Annotated in this window: 17 protein-coding genes; 1 reads left to right on the plus strand and 16 read right to left on the minus strand. The window is 71.6% G+C overall.

What is annotated here, in order from left to right:
- The first annotated feature begins 2 nt into the window (after positions 1-2).
- Complete coding sequence (locus KFLA_RS13355; protein ID WP_012920321.1) at positions 3-1,058, plus strand: ABC transporter ATP-binding protein; 1,056 nt, start codon at positions 3-5, stop codon at positions 1,056-1,058.
- A 170-nt stretch (positions 1,059-1,228) separates the two neighbouring features.
- Here the strand turns inward: KFLA_RS13355 and dnaN are convergent, their stop codons facing one another.
- From dnaN to KFLA_RS13430, 16 genes are all read right to left on the minus strand, one after another.
- Positions 1,229-2,377 carry a DNA polymerase III subunit beta gene (gene dnaN / locus KFLA_RS13360; protein ID WP_012920322.1) on the minus strand — a complete coding sequence of 383 codons (1,149 nt, stop codon included), beginning with the start codon at positions 2,375-2,377 and terminating at the stop codon, positions 1,229-1,231.
- 42 nt (positions 2,378-2,419) lie between these two features.
- The gene (locus KFLA_RS38300) at positions 2,420-2,947 is read right to left on the minus strand and encodes a low temperature requirement protein A (protein ID WP_202797206.1); all 528 of its coding nucleotides are present in this window, start codon (positions 2,945-2,947) and stop codon (positions 2,420-2,422) included.
- Between the two features lie 135 nt (positions 2,948-3,082).
- Positions 3,083-3,481, minus strand: coding sequence for a low temperature requirement protein A (locus tag KFLA_RS38305; protein WP_049797329.1), 399 nt, complete (start codon positions 3,479-3,481; stop codon positions 3,083-3,085).
- A gap of 144 nt (positions 3,482-3,625) precedes the next feature.
- A complete protein-coding gene (locus KFLA_RS13370; RefSeq protein WP_012920323.1) occupies positions 3,626-4,924 on the minus strand; it encodes a sugar ABC transporter permease in 1,299 nt (432 codons plus the stop codon).
- Entirely contained in the window at positions 4,921-5,730 is an 810-nt protein-coding gene (locus KFLA_RS13375; RefSeq protein WP_012920324.1) for an ATP-binding cassette domain-containing protein, read from the minus strand. Before KFLA_RS13375 ends, KFLA_RS13370 begins: the two co-directional genes overlap by 4 nt.
- A 92-nt stretch (positions 5,731-5,822) precedes the next feature.
- Complete coding sequence (locus KFLA_RS13380) at positions 5,823-6,911, minus strand: ABC transporter substrate-binding protein (RefSeq protein WP_012920325.1); 1,089 nt, start codon at positions 6,909-6,911, stop codon at positions 5,823-5,825.
- Positions 6,912-7,014: 103 nt separating this feature from the next.
- Positions 7,015-8,205 (minus strand): ROK family transcriptional regulator, encoded by a 1,191-nt coding sequence (locus KFLA_RS13385; RefSeq protein ID WP_012920326.1) that lies wholly within the window; start codon positions 8,203-8,205, stop codon positions 7,015-7,017.
- A gap of 223 nt (positions 8,206-8,428) precedes the next feature.
- Positions 8,429-9,298 carry an adenosylcobinamide-GDP ribazoletransferase gene (locus KFLA_RS13390; protein WP_012920327.1) on the minus strand — a complete coding sequence of 290 codons (870 nt, stop codon included), beginning with the start codon at positions 9,296-9,298 and terminating at the stop codon, positions 8,429-8,431.
- 172 nt (positions 9,299-9,470) lie between these two features.
- Positions 9,471-10,169 (minus strand): bifunctional adenosylcobinamide kinase/adenosylcobinamide-phosphate guanylyltransferase, encoded by a 699-nt coding sequence (locus KFLA_RS13395; protein ID WP_012920328.1) that lies wholly within the window; start codon positions 10,167-10,169, stop codon positions 9,471-9,473.
- The gene (locus KFLA_RS13400; RefSeq protein ID WP_012920329.1) at positions 10,162-11,049 is read right to left on the minus strand and encodes an ECF transporter S component; all 888 of its coding nucleotides are present in this window, start codon (positions 11,047-11,049) and stop codon (positions 10,162-10,164) included. Before KFLA_RS13400 ends, KFLA_RS13395 begins: the two co-directional genes overlap by 8 nt.
- Positions 11,046-12,656 (minus strand): ABC transporter ATP-binding protein, encoded by a 1,611-nt coding sequence (locus KFLA_RS13405; protein ID WP_012920330.1) that lies wholly within the window; start codon positions 12,654-12,656, stop codon positions 11,046-11,048. Before KFLA_RS13405 ends, KFLA_RS13400 begins: the two co-directional genes overlap by 4 nt.
- Complete coding sequence (locus tag KFLA_RS13410; RefSeq protein ID WP_012920331.1) at positions 12,653-13,750, minus strand: CbiQ family ECF transporter T component; 1,098 nt, start codon at positions 13,748-13,750, stop codon at positions 12,653-12,655. Before KFLA_RS13410 ends, KFLA_RS13405 begins: the two co-directional genes overlap by 4 nt.
- Before the next feature lie 45 nt (positions 13,751-13,795).
- Positions 13,796-14,536 carry an SCO2322 family protein gene (locus tag KFLA_RS13415; RefSeq protein ID WP_012920332.1) on the minus strand — a complete coding sequence of 247 codons (741 nt, stop codon included), beginning with the start codon at positions 14,534-14,536 and terminating at the stop codon, positions 13,796-13,798.
- A 311-nt stretch (positions 14,537-14,847) separates the two neighbouring features.
- Complete coding sequence (locus KFLA_RS13420; protein WP_012920333.1) at positions 14,848-15,057, minus strand: hypothetical protein; 210 nt, start codon at positions 15,055-15,057, stop codon at positions 14,848-14,850.
- Complete coding sequence (locus tag KFLA_RS13425) at positions 15,054-16,067, minus strand: aldo/keto reductase family protein (RefSeq protein ID WP_012920334.1); 1,014 nt, start codon at positions 16,065-16,067, stop codon at positions 15,054-15,056. Before KFLA_RS13425 ends, KFLA_RS13420 begins: the two co-directional genes overlap by 4 nt.
- Before the next feature lie 79 nt (positions 16,068-16,146).
- Positions 16,147-16,737 carry a DUF3043 domain-containing protein gene (locus KFLA_RS13430; RefSeq protein WP_012920335.1) on the minus strand — a complete coding sequence of 197 codons (591 nt, stop codon included), beginning with the start codon at positions 16,735-16,737 and terminating at the stop codon, positions 16,147-16,149.
- Positions 16,738-16,923 lie beyond the last annotated feature (186 nt).

Here is a 16,923-nt window from a genome sequence, read left to right on the forward strand (position 1 = left end):
AGATGAGCAAGACTGTGCAGGACATCACCCCGGCGTCGGGCGAGACCCCGCTGCTGCAGGTCCGCGACCTCAAGATGCACTTCCCGATCAAGGAGGCCGCCGGCCTGGGCCGGACCAAGAAGGTCGTGCAGGCCGTCGACGGGGTCAGCTTCGACCTCAAGCCCGGCGCCAGCCTCGGCCTGGTCGGCGAGTCCGGCTGCGGCAAGTCGACCACCGGCCGGATGATCACCCGGCTGCTGACCCCGACCGCGGGCCAGATCCTCTTCAAGGGCACCGACATCGCCCGGCTGAAGGAGAAGGACCTGCGGCCGTTCCGCCGCGAGCTGCAGATCGTCTTCCAGGACCCGTACAGCTCGCTGAACCCGCGGCAGACGGTCAGCAACATCATCAGTACGCCGCTGCGGGTGCACAACCTGGTGAAGAAGGGCAAGGAGCTCGACCGGGTCCAGGAACTGCTGGAGCGGGTCGGCCTGAACCCCGAGCACCACAACCGCTACCCGAACGAGTTCTCCGGCGGTCAGCGGCAGCGGATCGGCATCGCCCGGGCGCTCGCGGTCGAGCCCGAGGTGATCATCGCCGACGAGCCGGTGTCGGCGCTCGACGTGTCCATCCAGGCCCAGGTGATGAACCTGATGGAGGACCTGCGCCGCGACCTGAACATCGCCTTCGTCTTCATCGCGCACGACCTCGGCGTGGTCCGGCACTTCTGCGACACCGTGGCCGTGATGTACCTGGGCAAGATCGTCGAGCAGGGCCCGCGGGACCAGATCTACGGCGCCCCGCAGCACCCGTACACCCAGGCGCTGCTGTCGGCCGCCCCGGACCTCGGCACGATCCGCGGCGTACCGCCGAAGGAGCGGATCCGGCTGGTCGGTGACGTGCCGTCGCCGATCGACCCGCCGAGCGGCTGCCGGTTCCGGACCCGCTGCTGGAAGGCGGAGGAGATCTGCGCCACCCAGGAGCCGCTGCTCGAGATCAAGCCCCGCTCGGTGGCCGGCCACACCGCGGCCTGCCACTTCGCGGAGCCGAAGGAAGACCTCGTCGCCGTCACGGCCTGAGCACCACCCCGTACGACGCCCGGCCCGCCTGCTGACCAGCAGGCGGGCCGCGGTGCGTTCCAGGTTTGCGTTCAGGCACGCCGCGGGCGTTCCGTGCACCGGCGTTCAGGCGCGGGGCAGGCGTTCCTGCGGCGGCTTCCAGGCGCGCCGCGGCCTTCGTGCGGCGGCGTTCAGGTCCGGGGCGGCAGCCGGGCGGTGAGCACGTGCCGGTAGTCGCCGGCCGGTGCGCCGTCGGCGGTGGCGCCGGTGATCAGGACCGGTTTGCGGGCGCCGGCGAACGCGACGCACAGCTGTGACGTCCCGAAGGAACTGATCGCGTCGGCGAGCAAGGTGGCGGTGAATGCGATCGTCAGCGGGGGACCGGTCCGCTTGGCGGGCAGCGTCTCCGCGCCGGTGGGGTCGCCCGGGGAGCCGGCGTGGACCCGCAGGTCGTCGCCGGTGAGGTCGAACCAGATCGGCGTCATGCCGGCGGCGACGACGGCCAGGCGCTTCACGACCTCGCGCAGCGCGGCCCGATCGGTCCGGAGTTGGGTCGTCGAGCCGTCGGGGATGATCCGCCGGTAGGGCAGGTACGGCCCGGACAGCACACGCAGACAGGTGGACCGGACGGCGTTGCGCAACCCGAAGGTGGCGTCGCCCGCACCCGCACCCGAGCCGGTACCCGCGCCTGCCGACAGCCGAAGCGGACCGGGATCGTTGCTATAGGCACGGATCAGGTCCTGCAGCGGCTTCGCCGGAACCAGTACGTCGAAGGGCCCGACGACGGGCGCGGCGAGCGGAACCCGGGCGATACCGAGGCGGTACCGGTCGGTGCTCACCAGTTCGACCTGATCAGCCGCGAATGCCAGGTTGATCCCGGACAGCGCCGGTACGACGTCGTCCCGGCCGGCGGAAACCGCGACCTGGGCGACGGCGGTGCCGAACTCCTCCGGCTCGACCTCGGCCGAGTGCTCGTCCGGCAGGGCCGGCAGCGGAGCGAACTCCTCGACCGGCATCAGCGGCAGCGCGTAGGTCGCCGTACCGGAGGTCAGCACCAAAGCGTTGTCGACGGTCTCCAGGCGCAACGACCCGGGCGGCAACAGCTTCACGATCTCCGCAAGCATCCGGCCCGGCGCCAGACACGTCCCCGGCTCGTCCACGCTGCACGCCAGCCCAGCCCGGTTCGCGATGGCCTGGTCGGTGCCAGCGATCGTCGTACCGTCGCCGGTCGCCGTCAGCAGGACACCCCGCAGTACCGGCGCACCCGGTCGGTGCGGGAGGCTCCTGGCGACCCAGGCAATCGTCTCGGCCAGTTCTTGCTGCTCTGCAACGATCTCCACGCCGGGCAGCGTAGAGCCGCCGGCAACCTGACGAACCTTCAGCTAGCTCGAAGGTGAGGTGTGCCGGTGCCGGAGTTCATCCCGCTCCTGCGCGTACCAGATCGACTCGAAGCCCACCAGCGCTGCCAGCAGCACAGTCAGTACGCCGAGCTGTACCAACGCCGGAGCCTTGGCCAGCGCGAACGCGGCGACGACACAGAATCCGGCGGTGACCAGGCGGCTGGCGCCGACCGCATGCGTGGTGCGCCACCTGAAGCCGACATGACCGAGCAGGTACAGGGCGACGCCGAAGAACAAGGCGTACAGCGCGACGCCCTTCAGTGGGTCGCCGAGATCGTGGTGCTCGGTGTCACCGACGTACTCCAGCACCTTCTTCAGTCCCAGCGCGAGCAGGACGATCCCGGCCACCATCGGGAAGTGCAGGAACGTGTACGCGTCGCGCGCGAGCTTCGGCCGGGTTTCGGCCGGTTCGGCGGCCAGCGCCTGCTCGCCGTAGTGGGCGGCGGCGTCGAAGTAGATCCACCACAGCGCTGCCGCGCAGGCCAGACCGAGCAGCGACGCGACCAGGATCCAGCGCGGCGGCCCACAGCAGCGTCTGGGTGGTGCCGTCGAACTGCGAGGCGACCAGCAGCAGCGCGGTTCCGGCCAGCATCGACGGTGCGTACCTGAGCAGCGTCCGGCGCAGCACCACGTCGCCGTCGGCGATCAGCCAGAACAGCACCAGGTGCAATGCGCGGAAGGCGAAGTACGCGAGTGCGATGACGACCGGACCGGCAGACCGCCGGGCATGTCGTCGAACGCCTCGGGAATGGCCAGCGCGATCACGAACATCGCCGCCATCGCGAGCAGCAGCACCGTCCGGACCGAACCCTCGTCGGCCTTCACCAGGTTGCACAGCCACGAGAAGCCGATCCAGCTCCACCACAGCAGACCGATCAGCAGCAGACCGCGGACCGCGCCGTGCCAGCTCAGCTCGTGCGCCATCAATGCGGTGATCTGGGTCAGCGCGAAGACGAAGACGAGATCGCAGAACAGCTCGAGCGTGGTGACCGGCTGGGTCTCCGTGGTGGCCTGCGCCCGAATCGGCGCCTTGCGGGGGCTCATAGCCGCCTTCTGCCTTGCCGAAGCAACTTTCCGGCGTCGCCGGCACAGAAGCGGATCGCCACTCCGGGCGGGGAGTGGCGATCCGCGGTGGAACGGCGGGCTGCTGCCGATGCAGGGGTCAGGCAGCAGCCCACCGGGTCTGGGCTACGCCCGGCCGTGCGCCTGACGGCTGCGGCGGCTGAGCGAGTCGATGGTCACCGCCACCAGCAGGACGCCGGCGGTGACCATGTAGCGCACGCTGGAGTCCAGGCTGAGCAGCGCCAGGCCGTTGGAGATCGACATGATCACCAGCGCACCGAGCAGTGCGGAGTACGCCGAACCGCGGCCGCCGAACAGGCTGGTCCCACCGATGACGGCGGCGGCGATCGCGTTCAGGTTGGTGTCGCCACCACCGCTGCTCTGGTTCACCGCGACCAGTCGGGCGGCGGCGAGCAGACCGCCGACGGCGGCGAAGGTGGAGCAGGCGGCGAACACCGACAGGTAGATGAACCGCACGTTGATGCCGGCACGACGGGCTGCCTCGACGTTGCCGCCGACCGCCATCACCGACCGGCCCCAGCGGGTCTTGCGGATCGCGAAGTCGGTCGCCACCACCAGCGCGAGGAACAGCACGAACATCCACGGCACGCCGCGGTCGCCGTTCAGCACCAGCACCGGGACGAGCAGCACCAGGGCCAGGGCCGCGGCCTTGATGACGATCATCGAGTTCGGCGCGGCCGACAGACCGGCCGCCGTCCGCGCAGCGCGTCCCCGCAGCCGGGTCAGCACGTACACCGCGACGACAACCGCGATCAGCCCGTAGGCCAGAGCGGGGGAGAGGAAGCTGCGGGTGGCAAAGCCGACGAGTGCGGAGTCGAAGGGCAGGTTGAGCGAACCCTCTTTGCCCAGGACCAGCAGCTGCAGACCGAGGAATCCGAGCAGACCGGCCAGCGTGATGACGAAGCTGGGTACCCCGAACCTGTTGTAGAGCGCGCCGTAGAACAATCCGATCACCAGGCCGAGCGCGGCGCCGGCCAGCAGCGACAGCGCCAGCGGCCAGCCCTCGTTGACGAAGGTGACGCCGAGGACCGCGGCGGCCAGACCGCTGACCGAGCCGACCGACAGGTCGATCTCGCCGAGCAGCAGGACCAGCACGATGCCGATCGCGATCACGCCGACCGAGGTGGTCTGCAGGGTCAGGTTGACCAGGTTGCGGCTGGACAGGAACGAGCTGTTGGCGATCTGGAAGACCGCCCAGATGATCACCAGGCCGACCACGACCGGGACCGAGCCCAGGTCGCCGGAGCGGAGCCGGGCGGTGAAGGCGGAGACGGCGCCACCGATGCCATGACTGGCGATCAGGCGCTCGTCCTGCAGATCGGCCGGCAGGGCGGCGGCGTTCGCCGCGACCTCTCCGGCGGTGTCCTGCACGCGGGCTTTCGAGCCGTCGACGGGCGTGGTCATGAAACGGAACCTTCCTCCCGTGTCCGGCGCGCCGCGCGCTCGGAGACTGCGTTGTCGGTCGCGCCGGTGATGGCGGCGATGATGTCCTGGGTCTTGGTCTCGCTGACCGTGAAGACTCCGTTGTTGCGGCCGAGCCGCAGGACGGCGACCCGGTCGGCGACCGCCATCACGTCGGCCATGTTGTGGCTGATCAGGATGACGGCCAGGCCGCGCTCGCGCAGCCGCTCGACCAGGTTCAGCACCTCGGCGGTCTGGGCGACGCCGAGGGCCGCGGTCGGCTCGTCGAGCATCACGACCTTGGGGTCGCCGAGCAGGCTGCGGGCGATCGCCACGGTCTGCCGCTGGCCGCCGGACAGGCTGGCGACCGGAATCCGGACCGAGGGGATCTTGGCCGACAGCTGGCGGAGCAGCTCCCAGGAGGAACGCTCCATCTCGACCTCGTCGAGCACCCGGCCGCGGCGCAGCTCGCGCCCGAGGTACAGGTTCGCGACCACGTCGAGGTTGTCGCACAGGGCCAGGTCCTGGAAGACGGTGGCGATGCCGAGCTGCTGCGCCTCGGCCGGACTGCCGACCCGCACCTCCCGCCCGTCGAACACCATCGTGCCGTCGTCGGCGGTGTACACGCCGGCGATGGTCTTCACCAGCGTCGACTTGCCGGCGCCGTTGTCGCCGACCAGGGCGAGCACCTCGCCGGCCCGGACGTCCAGCTCGATGTTCTTCAGCGCCTGGACCGCGCCGAAGCGCTTGGAGATGCCCCGCAGCGCCAGCACGGTGCCGGTGCCGACCGGGGTGGGTGTGACAGTCATCGATTCAGCCTCCTGAGGCGTACGTTCACGGCCGTGCTCCCGGCGGCACCCCCGGCCTCCTCAGCGCCGGGGGTGCCACCAGGGCTGGGGCCTTACTTGAGGCCGGCGGCTGCGCAGGCGGCCGCGAAAGACGCGGTGCAGATGTCGGTCACCTTGTAGATCCCGTCCTTCACCACAGTGTCGTTGATGTTGGCCTTGGTGACGGCGATCGGGTCCAGGATCGTGGACGGCACGCCCTTGAAGTCACCGGTCGTCTCGGGCTTGCCACCACCGGACAGCGCGACGGCTGCCTTCGCGGCGGCCTCGGCCTGCGGCTTGACGGCCTTGTAGATCGTCATCGCCTGGTCGCCGGCGACGATGCGCTGGATCGCGGCCAGCTCGGAGTCCTGACCGGTGACCGGCGGCAGCGGCTTCACGCCACCACCCTTGAGGGCCGCGATCGCACCGCCCGCGGTGCCGTCGTTGGCGGCGTACACACCGACCAGGCCGTTCTTGATCGCGCTGAGCTGGCCCTCCATCCAGGCCTGCGCCTTGTCCGGGCTCCAGTCCGGGGTGTCGAACTCGGCAGCGATCTTGTAGCCGCTGGAGTCGAGCACGCTGTGCGCGCCCTTCTTGAAGTCGGCCGCGTTCGGGTCGGTCGGCGAGCCGTTGATCACGGCCAGGTTGCCGGTCGTCTTGCCGGCCGCCTTGAGCGTGTCGACCAGGGTCTGCGCCTGCAGCTTGCCGACGGTCTCGTTGTCGAACGAGACGTAGTAGTTGGCACCCTCGATGAACCGGTCGTAGGCGATCACCGGGACGTTCTGGCCCTTGGCGGAGGCGACGACGGCCGCGGCGGCCTTGCCGTCGACCGGGTCGAGCACGAGCACGTTGGCGCCCTGGGTGAGCGCGGCCTCAGCCTGGGTCTGCTGCTTGGCGGCGTCCTGGTCGGCGTTGCTGTAGATCAGCTCACAGTCCGCGCAGGCGGCCTTCAGCGCCTCGGTGAACAGCGGCCGGTCCAGCGACTCGTACCGGGTGGTCTTCGACTCGGGCAGCAGCAGGGCGATCTTCTTGCCGCCGCTGGTGCTGCCGCCGGCGGAGTCGGGCTCGTCCGACCCGCAGGCCACCAGGGACAGGGCGAGGGCGGACACCGCGAGGCCGAGGCCGACGAGACGGGTTGGTGCTACGGACGAGAAGACGGGCATGGGTGTGACTCCTTGACGTGAGGGCCCGAGTAGGCCTGAGCAGAGTCAAACCCTGTTGACCCTTGACGTCAAGACTTGAATTCAAGAAATAGACATATCGTTGTTACACGGTGGTCGTCGCCGTCCGGGCCGCTCGCGTGTGGCTCAGCACGGAGGCCAACTCGATGGCACCGAGCACATCCGCTGTGTCACCGAGTTCAGCTGGCCGTAACTCGACAGTCGCCGCGGCGCTGGGGATCGCGCACCGGTCCAGGGCCTCCCGCAGCGGCAGCATCACCAGCTCACCGGCTTCGGCCAGCTTGCCGCCGACCACGATCACCTCGGGGTTGAACAGGTTCACCAGCCCCGCCACGGCGACGCCGACCCGGCGGCCGGCGTCCTCGATCACCCGGCGGCAGCCCAGATCGCCGGCCAGCGCCCGGGTGATCACGTCGCGCAGCCGCAACGGGCCGTGCGAGGCGGCCAGCGAGTTGAGCAGCGCCCGCGAGCCGACGAACGTGTCGAGGCAGCCGCGGTTGCCGCAGCGGCAGATCGGGCCGTTCTCGTCGATGGTCAGGTGGCCGATCTCACCGGCCGTGCCGGCCGAGCCGCGGAACACCTCGCCGCCGAGCACGATGCCCGCGCCCACGCCGTACGAGAACTTGATGTAGCAGCCGTGCTGCACGTCGCGCAGCGCGCCGGCCCGGAGCTCGCCGAGGGCGGCCAGGTTGGCGGTGTTGTCGAGCACGACCGGGGCGCGCAGGTAGCCCGACATCGCCTCCGCCACGTGTACGCCCCGCCAGCCGGGCAGTACGGCGTCCGATCCGGCCTCACCGCTGACCGAGTCGACCGGGGTGGGCAGGCCGAAGCCGATCGCGCCGATGTCCTCGACCCGCTGGCCGACGCTCTCGGTCAGGTCGGCGAGCAGCCGGGCGGCGCGCTCCATGCCGTCGTCGGCGACGTGGTCGGCCTGCAGCGGCATCAGTTGCTCGGCCAGGATCTCGCGGCTCTCCGAGGCGATCGCCACCCGGACGTCCCGCTCGCCGAAGGCGACGCCGGCGAGCAGGCCGCCGCCGGAGGCGAGCGAGACCAGCACTGCACGGCGGCCGTTGCGGATGCTGGGGGACAGGCCGACCAGGCCGGCCTGGTCGAGCTCTTTCACCATGTTGGACACGGTGGCGGCCGACAGTCCCGAGGCGGCGGCGATCTCGACCTGGGTGAGCGGACCGTGCTGCCGGACAACCCCCAGGACACGCTCACGGTTGGCTTCGCGCAGCGAAGCCTGTGAGCCTGGTGCCGGGCGGGTTGCGTTCATTACGTAAAGATAACGGATCGTGGGCCGATTGCCGCCGGAAATCTGCTCGCCGTGATCGCCATGTGTCCTCGTCGTTACGCGTAGCCCTGTCCGCAGGGCCGTCCGGCGTGACACTAATGCACCATCCGTCCCACCGGCATCAGCCGAGGCCGTCGGCTGGAACAGAACCACGAACGGTATCCGGACAGCTCCGGTGAGCGATGACCGTGGCGAAGTCGCGGGATCAGACGGCGAGCGCGAGAGCCAGCAGCGCCACCGGTACGGCGAACTCAACGGTGGCGCCAAGGGTGTCGCCGGTGATGCCGCCGAGGCTGCGACGGGCGCGGCGAGTGCTGATGAGGGCGAAGGCGACGGCCAGGAGCACGGCCGTTCCGGTGCCGACGAGCGCACGCCACAGCTCGGAGCCAGCGTGCGCTGCGGGCACGGTCATCACCATGGGGTCGGCGGCTTCGCTGACCGCCACCCAGGACGACGGTGCCGGCGCGGGCGGCACGAGCCAGACCAGGGCGACAAGCAGTGCCAGGGCCACCAGCGTGACCAGCACCGCCGCGGCCAGGCGCACGGTGGCGGCGACCATCGCGCCCAGACCGTCGGGCCGGGCCGACGGAACGCCCGTCCGGCACGACCACGGCAGCGTCAGTCGCCCAACCACCGCGGCGACCAGCACTGCTTGCCAGCCGAACCCGGCCTGGACGCAGGCGCTCAACGCGGCGACGTCGACCAGCAGCACAACCATGATCGCAACCACGCCGAACGGCCCGATGTCGCTCTGCTTCATGATCCGGAGCTTGGTCTCCCGGTCCCGTCGGCTGCCGAACGCGTCAGCGGTGTCGGCGAGCCCGTCGAGGTGCAGTGCCCCGGAGAGCACGGTCAGGACCACAACTCCCAGCACCGCCGCCAGCAGCGGCGTCTCCGGCTTCACGGCATGAACGCCGGCCACCACCGCGGCTGCCGAACCACCGATCACCACGCCGACAGCCGGCGCCAGCAGCATGGCCTGCCCCGCGACCCGGCGATCCACCGTGCCAGGCGCCGGCGTCGGCAACACCGTCAACGTCCCGAACGCGAGTCGCAGCCCGTCCCAGCTCGTCACACCAGGCCCCCACTCCGGGCCAGTGCGGGCGGCAACGGCCGGGCGCGTCCTCGCACCCGGCGGCTGCCGCCGGATCGAGCACTTCGCGCTGCGGGACACGGGCACGACGCCGCGTCGGACAGCTGCGTCACGGCGGCATCGCGCCGTGAAGACGCCGCGTCGGACGGCCGCGTCACAGCGGCACCGCGCGGCCTGCGACGCACCACAGCACGGTGTCGGCGCGGTGGGCGATCACGGTGTTCAGCCGGCCCATCAGGTCGCGGAAGAGCCGGCTGCCGGGGTCGGCGGGCACCAGCCCCGAGCCGACTTCATTGCTGACCGCAACCACCACCCGCGACGTGCCGGACCAGGCGGCGGCGAGCTGCTCGATCCGTTGCTCGACCTCGCCGGTACGCTCCGGATGTGCCCAGATGTCGCAGGCATCCATCGTGCGGGCCAGCCACAGCGTGAGGCAGTCGATCAGCAGCGGCGGACCGTCGGCCTCGAGCAGCGGCACCAGGTCGATGGTCTCGGCCAGACCCCAGGAGGCCGGCCGCCGGGACCGGTGCAGGGCGATCCGAGCGGCCCACTCCGGGTCCGCCGAACCGTCGCCACCCGTCGCGACGTAGAGGGTGTCCGGCGAGGACGCCAGCAGTCGTTCGGCCTCGGTGGACTTGCCGGACCGGGCGCCACCGAGCACGAGGGTCCGGCGACCGGTCCCCTGCGCGGTCCAGGACAGCTCGGACCCGTCGGGCGTGCGTACGTCGTACCGGAGGCCGCGAGCAGTGCGTGTCGTGGTGACGCGGTAACCCTCCACCTCGACACCGGAGCCGTCGAGCCGGAGTACGCCGTCGACGACCGCGCCGTCCGGGCCGGTCACGAGCTCAGCCACGCCGCTCTCCCTCCACGAAAACCACCGGTACGTCGAACGCCGCCTTGCGGGCCGTCCGGCGGAAGGCCTTCAGCACCGGGTGCCCCAAAGCCAGCACCAGCCCGGCGCACAGCACTCCGCGCGGGATGTCCCAGCCGAGGGAGGTTGCGACGACGAAGAGGAAGTAACGGTGCAGGTTCTCGCCGAGCGCGTCGCCCGGGACGAAGGAGAAGTCGCTGCCGAACGTCGCGTACGGCCAGAACCACAGGTTCATCACCAGCCCGTAGAGCACGCCAGCGGCCAGGGAGTAGGCGGCCAGCAGCAGGATCTCCAGCCGCCCGCGGGCCCGGGGCAACAGACCGGCCAGGCAGCCGACCCAGGCGCAGGCGAGCATCTGGAACGGCATCCACGGCCCGACACTCCCGCTGATCATCGCGCCGGCGAGCAGCGACACGGCGCCGAGCACGAAACCGAAGCCCGCACCGAAGGCCCGGCCGGCCAGGATGAGCAGGAAGAAGCCTGGTTCCAGTCCGGCGGTGCCCGGGCCGAGCGCGCGCAGGGCGGCGCCGACGGCGGCGAGCATGCCGAGCAGCGAGATCACCTTCGCGTCGATGCCGGCCTCGGACAGCTCGGCGAGCACCACCGCGACCAGCAACGGCAGCAGCAGGACGAACAGCCAGGGCGCGTCCGTGGTGTGCCCGATCGCGGACTCGCCGCCCTGCTCGGTCTGCCAGATCAGTGGCCAGCCGAAGGCCAGCAGCCCGACCGCCGACGCGAGCAGCAACGTCGCCGTACTGCGGGGCTTCAGCCGGACGAGCCTCGTCCGGCCCGTCGGTCGCCGGGTGCGGACGTCGGACGGAGGTGGCCGGGTGGGCGATGGAGGCGGGGAGTGCGTGGTCATGAGGCCCGGTCCAGCGCGGTGGCGACTTCGCCGACGGTCAGGAACGGCAGCGGCGCCAGGATCTTGGCGACCTGCGGCGCGAAGGCGGGGGAGCCGGCGATCACGGTGGCGGTCTCGCCGTCGCTGACCAGTTCGCCGTCGGCGAGCACCAGCACCCGGGTGGCGACCTCCGCGACCATCTCCACGTCGTGGGTCGACAGCACGACCGCGTGCCCGTCCGCGGCGAGCTCCCGCAGAATCTCGACCAGCCGCCGCTTCGCCCCGTAGTCCAGCCCGCGGGTCGGCTCGTCGAGCAGCAGCAGCGGGGGAGCACCGCACAGCACGACCGCGAGCGCCAGACAGAGCCGCTGGCCCTCGGACAGGTCGCGCGGATGCAGCTGGTCGTCGATGCCGGGTGCGAGCCGTTCGAGCAGCGCGCGGCAGCGTCCGGGCGCCACCCGGAAGTCGCTGTCCGCTCCGGCGCACTCGTCGGCGACCGTCGCGGCGTACAGGAGGTCGGCGGGTTCCTGCGGGACGAGGCCGACTGCTTTGACCAACTGCTTGGGCTTCGTACGCCGTGGGTCGATGCCGGCCGCCGTGACGGTTCCCGAGCGCGGCTCGACGAGACCGACCAGCGCGTTGAGCAGCGTGGACTTCCCGGCGCCGTTGCGGCCCATCAGGGCGACCACCTCGCCGGCTCGAAGGCTCAGCGACACCCCGCGCAGGGCCGGGACGGTGCCGTAGTTCACGACGAGGTCGTTGCAGCGGGCAAGCTCCGCGCCGATCACCGCGACCTTGGGGATCGGCCGCCGGTCACCCAGCCGCTCCCGCAGTACGCCGGCCGCCCGGCGCGCGTCGCGCACGGACAGGGGCAGCGGCGACCACCCGGCGAGCCGTCCGAGCTCGACCACCGGCGGCGCGACCGGTGCGGTCACCATCAGCTCGGCCGGCAGACCTGTGGAGACGGCGGCCGTTCCACCGGGCACCTCGATCACCCGGTCGGCGTACTGGATGACCCGCTCCAGTCTGTGCTCGGCCATCACCACCGTGACGCCCAGGTCGTGCACAAGCCGCTGCAGCGCGGCCAGCACCTCCTCGGCCGCCTGCGGGTCCAGCGCGGAGGTCGGTTCATCCAGCACGAGCACTGCCGGGTGCGACGTCAGCGCTGCCCCGATGGCGGTGCGCTGGCGCTGCCCACCGGACAGTGCGGTCAGCGGCCGATCCCGGACGTCGGCCAGCCCGAGCAGGTCGAGCGTCTCCTCGACCCGGCGGCGCATCACGTCGGGCGGTACGCCGAGCGACTCCATGCTGTACGCCAGTTCGTCCTCGACCGTGTCCGTGACGAAGCCGGCCATCGGGTCCTGCCCGACGATGCCGACCACGTCCGCCAGATCGCGCGGCCGGTGGTCCCTGGTGTCGCGGCCGTTCACCAGCACCCGGCCGGCGAGCGTGCCGCCGGTGAAGTGCGGGACCAGCCCGTTGATCGCCCGGAGCAGCGTCGACTTGCCGGAGCCGGTCCGGCCGATCACCAGCGCCAGTTCCCCCTCGGGCACGGTGAAGCTGACGTCGTACAGGGCCGGCTGCTCGGCACCGGCGTAGGTCACCGTGACCTGGTCGAACTCGATCATGCGGGCACCAGCTCACGTCGTCGGGTCAGCGGAGGCGCGGCCACCGCCGGGGCGAGGCCGGCCAGGATGCCGAGCACGGGCAGCAGCGGCACGACCGGAACCACCAGCGGGCCGGGCAGCACCAGGCCTTCGACGCCCCGCGCGGCGGCCGCGATCATCGTCGCGGCGGCGACCGCGCCCGAACCGATCACCAGCCACTCCGGCAACGCCCACGGATCCGGCCGGTACCGCGACCGGGTCACCCGCTGGCGCCCGATCGCCATCGCCCCGGTCGCCAGCAGTACGCCGAACGCCAGGGCGGCGCCCGCGACCGGGACCGCCATCGCCTCGGTCAGCAGCGAGTAGACCCCGAGCAGGATCCCGAGCAGCCCGAGCAGCACCGTCGCCCCGGTGATCCGGCGCTGACGGCGCGGGACGTGCGCGGTCCGGCCGTAGCCGCGCGAGTCCATCGCCGCGGCCAGCTCGACCGACCGGTCCAGCGCTCCCTCCAGCACCGGCATCGCCGTCGTACGGAACGAGCCCCGGGTCCGGCCGCGCAGCCGACGCGCCGCCCGGATCCGGCGCGCGTCGGTGACCAGTTGCGGCGCGAAGGTCAGCGCGACGACGCAGGCGACGCCCATCTCGTAAAGGGCTCCGGGCAACGACTTCAGCAGGCGGCGCGGGCTGGCCAGCGCGTTGGCGGCGCCGATGCAGCACAGCATCACGGCGAGCTGGCCGCCGTCGTACAGAGCGGTGACCAGTGCCTCGGCGGTCACCTCGCCGCCGAGCTTGACCCCGTTCGCCCAGTCGGGCAGCGGAACCTGCGGCAGCGTGAAGAGCACTGTGGTGCCTTGGGACCGGGTCGAGAGCAGTGCCTGCAGCACGATCCGGACGCCGATCACGACCAGTCCGAGCTTGAGGAAGGCGACGTAGCTGTTCGCCCAGGGCGCGTCGCCGCGCCGGGCCGCGACCACGAAGCCGGCCACGACGAGGATCAGCACCAGCAGCACCGGGTTGCGGGTGCGGCTCGCCGCGACCGCGAGCCCGAGCGCCCACAACCACCAGGCCCCCGGGTGCAGAGCCCGGGGGAGCGTCAGGTGATGGACGGCGCGCACGTCAGCTCCGCGCGGGATCGACTGCGCGGGATCGAAGCGGCACGGTCAGCCTCGCTGACCCGCACGCCGACGGGCGATCAGGACGCCGCCACCCGCGAGCAGCAGGACCACGACCGCGGCGATCACGATGCCGGTCCAGGGCGCGCCGTCGTCCTGCTGGCCGGCAGCCGGCGTGCCGGCCGCGTCGGTCGGTGACGCGCTCGGCGACGGAGTGGCCGTCGAACCCACGGCGGGCGCGATCTCCAGCTGCACGGGCGCGTCGGTGGCGGGCACCTTGATGTTCTTCACCGGGTCGCCGCAGCCGGTGGCCGGGTACCCGTCGATGCCGCAGGTCAGGCCCTTCTCGATCCGGACCGGACCCAGCGCGGCGAGTACCTTGACGCCGGTCGCCGCCTGGTCGGTGACCACGCAGGTGCCGGTGGCCGCCGGCGGTGTCGCGCCGGTCGGCGAGTCGGCCGGCGTGCCGGGGTCCACCACGACCGCGACCCGCTTCTTGCCCGGCTCGGCCGGGGTCGCGCCGCAGATCGCGGCGAAGTCGCCGGCCGCCCGCGGGACGCGCGGCTTCGTGCCGCCGACGGCGTACCGCCAGCCCTCGACCGAGCCGTCGGCCGGCTTGACCGCGTCCGCGCCCTTCTGCGCGAAGGCCCACTGGCCGCCGGTCCACTGGTAGTAGCCCCAGAAGCGGTAGCCGTCCTCGGCCTGGGCGGTGCCGACGCTGACGGTCCCCGCCAGCAGGAAACCCGCCAGCAGGCTGAGGACCAGTCGGGCGGTCCGGTGTGTTGTCATCTCGTGTCCTCGATCGGGCCGGGCCCGACGGAGGGGACGCGCCGCCGCCGACAGCACGGGGCCGGCTCCTCCCGCGGTCCTCGGCGGGTCGGTGAGCCTGCTGCCTGGACGCAGTGTTCCGGCTCGCCGCGGCTGGGTGGGACATGGGCGCGGCCTACGGTTGCGGGTCAGCGCCGGCTTCGGACCGGCTTCCCTGCGGCACAGGAGTAGTTTCGCGCGCAGCTTACCGCCAGCCCGCCCGGACGTGCGCGAGCCCGTACTGCGAACGTGCGGCAGACCACACGTTCGCAGTACGGGCCCAGTGGTCGGTGCTACTCCTGCGCGGCCAGGCTCATCGGGCCGTAGACCTCACGGCCGTCCTCGAGCAGGTAGACCTGCCCGACGCCCTGGTCGGCCAGCTGCCGCCAGGTCTCGCCCAGCCAGCTCTCCGCGTCGCCCTGGGCGGAGAAGTCCGCGCCGCCCAGGTCACCCGGGTCGGCCGGCTCGCCCGCGGCGGTCTCGAACCGCCAGGTCCAGCTCATGAGCCGGGCCGGGTCTGCGGCGCGTTCTGCGCGGTCTTGGCCGGGTCGCGCTCGACGACGCCGCCCAGCGTCTCGTCGATCCGCTTCAGCAGGGCGTCCTCCAGCGTCACGCCGGCCGCCTTGACGTTCTCGGTGACCTGCTCGGGCCGGGAGGCGCCGATGATCGCCGAGGAGACGTTGCGGTTCTGCAGCACCCAGGCGATCGCGAGCTGCGACAGGCTCAGGCCGGCCTCGTCCGCGACCGGCCGCAGCTCCTGCACCCGGGTCAGCACGTCGTCGGTGAGGAACCGCTTGATGAAGTTCGCGCCACCCTTCTCGTCGGTGGCCCGCGACCCCTGCGGCGGTTGCTCGCCCGGCTTGTACTTGCCGGTCAGCACGCCCTGCGCGATCGGTGAGAACACCACCTGGCCGATGCCGAGCTCCTCCGAGGCCGGCACCACCTCGTCCTCGATCACCCGCCAGAGCATGCTGTACTGCGGCTGGTTCGAGACGAACGGGATACGCAGCTCGCGGGCCAGCCGGTGGCCCTCGCGGAGCTGGTCGGCGGTCCACTCCGAGACGCCGATGTAGAGCGCCTTGCCCTGGCGGACGACGTCGGCGAAGGCCTCCATCGTCTCCTCCAGCGGCGTCTCGGTGTCGAACCGGTGCGCCTGGTAGACGTCGACGTAGTCGGTCTTGAGCCGCTGCAGCGAGCCGTTGATCGACTCGAGGATGTGCTTGCGGGACAGGCCGACGTCGTTCGGTCCGCCCGGCCCGGTCGGCCAGTACACCTTGGTGAGGATCTCCAGCGACTCCCGCCGCTGACCCTCCAGCGCCTCGCCGAGCACCGTCTCAGCGGCGGTGTTCGCGTACACGTCCGCGGTGTCGAACGTGGTGATGCCGGCCTCGAGCGCCGCTCGCACGCACGCCTTGGCCTGCTCGTTCTCCACCTGCGACCCGTGCGTCAGCCAGTTCCCGTAGGAGATCTCGCTGACCTTCAGTCCACTGTTTCCGAGATACCGAAAGTCCATACCCCGACCCTACGTCCACCCCGGACGGTGCACCCGCCGCAGCGTGCCGAAGCCGGTGCGTGCCGTCCGCGGCGGCGGGTCAGGCCGGCTTCTCGCCGCGGTTGACCATCGGCTTCGGCAGCCGCCAGCGGCGCATCTGCATGGTCCGGCGGACGGCGTAGAAGCCGATGCCGCGGGTCGGCTCGCCTGGGAACTTCTTGGCCACCGCGCGGCGCAGGCCGCTGGACAGGAAGAACCAGTCGGCGGCGATCGCGGCGATCATCACCAGGAACAGCAGGTTCACCACGGCCGGCAGCCAGGTGAACACGCCGGCGAAGACCACGCCGAGCAGCGAGATCACCAGCAGCACCGGCAGCGCGAACTCCATCACCGACCAGCGCGCGTCGACGTAGTCGCGGGCGAACCGGCGGACCGGGCCCTTGTCGGCGGCCGGCAGGTACCGGTCGTCGCCGGTGCGCATCGCCTCCTGCATCTTGGCCCGCTCGGCGCGCATCTTCTCCCGCCGGTAGGCGGCCGCCTCCTTGCGGTTGCGCGGCTTCTTCAGCGCGGCCTTGCGGGCCTGCTCGGCCTCCCGCCGGGTGGGGGTCGGCCGGCCCTTGCCGCCCGGCTTGCCCTGCGGCTCGGCGCTGGGGGTCTCGACGGCTGTCTCGGACTTGGTACGACGGAACACGGGGACTGGACCTCATTCGGGCTGTGCTGCCTGGGGCTGCTCATCGGGGGACCGTACGCCGGCACTCGGGGTGGTCCCCGGACCTTCGCCCCACTTTATCGGGGCCGGTCCTGATGGTGTCGTGACCTGTGGGGACATAGGGTGGATGGCACGCACGCCGGGTCCACTCTCCGGCACAGAAGGGGT

Source organism: Kribbella flavida DSM 17836, from assembly GCF_000024345.1.
Classification (GTDB): Bacteria; Actinomycetota; Actinomycetes; order Propionibacteriales; family Kribbellaceae; genus Kribbella; species Kribbella flavida.

Coding starts and splice junctions, on each gene's coding strand:
- KFLA_RS13355 (WP_012920321.1), top strand. CDS start 3: ATGAGCAAGACTGTGCAGGACATCACCCCGGCGTCGGGCGAGACCCCG.
- KFLA_RS38305 (WP_049797329.1), bottom strand. CDS start 3,481: ATGAGCCCCCGCAAGGCGCCGATTCGGGCGCAGGCCACCACGGAGACC.
- KFLA_RS13370 (WP_012920323.1), bottom strand. CDS start 4,924: ATGACCACGCCCGTCGACGGCTCGAAAGCCCGCGTGCAGGACACCGCC.
- KFLA_RS13375 (WP_012920324.1), bottom strand. CDS start 5,730: ATGACTGTCACACCCACCCCGGTCGGCACCGGCACCGTGCTGGCGCTG.
- KFLA_RS13380 (WP_012920325.1), bottom strand. CDS start 6,911: ATGCCCGTCTTCTCGTCCGTAGCACCAACCCGTCTCGTCGGCCTCGGC.
- KFLA_RS13385 (WP_012920326.1), bottom strand. CDS start 8,205: ATGAACGCAACCCGCCCGGCACCAGGCTCACAGGCTTCGCTGCGCGAA.
- KFLA_RS13400 (WP_012920329.1), bottom strand. CDS start 11,049: ATGACCACGCACTCCCCGCCTCCATCGCCCACCCGGCCACCTCCGTCC.
- KFLA_RS13405 (WP_012920330.1), bottom strand. CDS start 12,656: ATGATCGAGTTCGACCAGGTCACGGTGACCTACGCCGGTGCCGAGCAG.
- KFLA_RS13415 (WP_012920332.1), bottom strand. CDS start 14,536: ATGACAACACACCGGACCGCCCGACTGGTCCTCAGCCTGCTGGCGGGT.
- KFLA_RS13420 (WP_012920333.1), bottom strand. CDS start 15,057: ATGAGCTGGACCTGGCGGTTCGAGACCGCCGCGGGCGAGCCGGCCGAC.
- KFLA_RS13425 (WP_012920334.1), bottom strand. CDS start 16,067: ATGGACTTTCGGTATCTCGGAAACAGTGGACTGAAGGTCAGCGAGATC.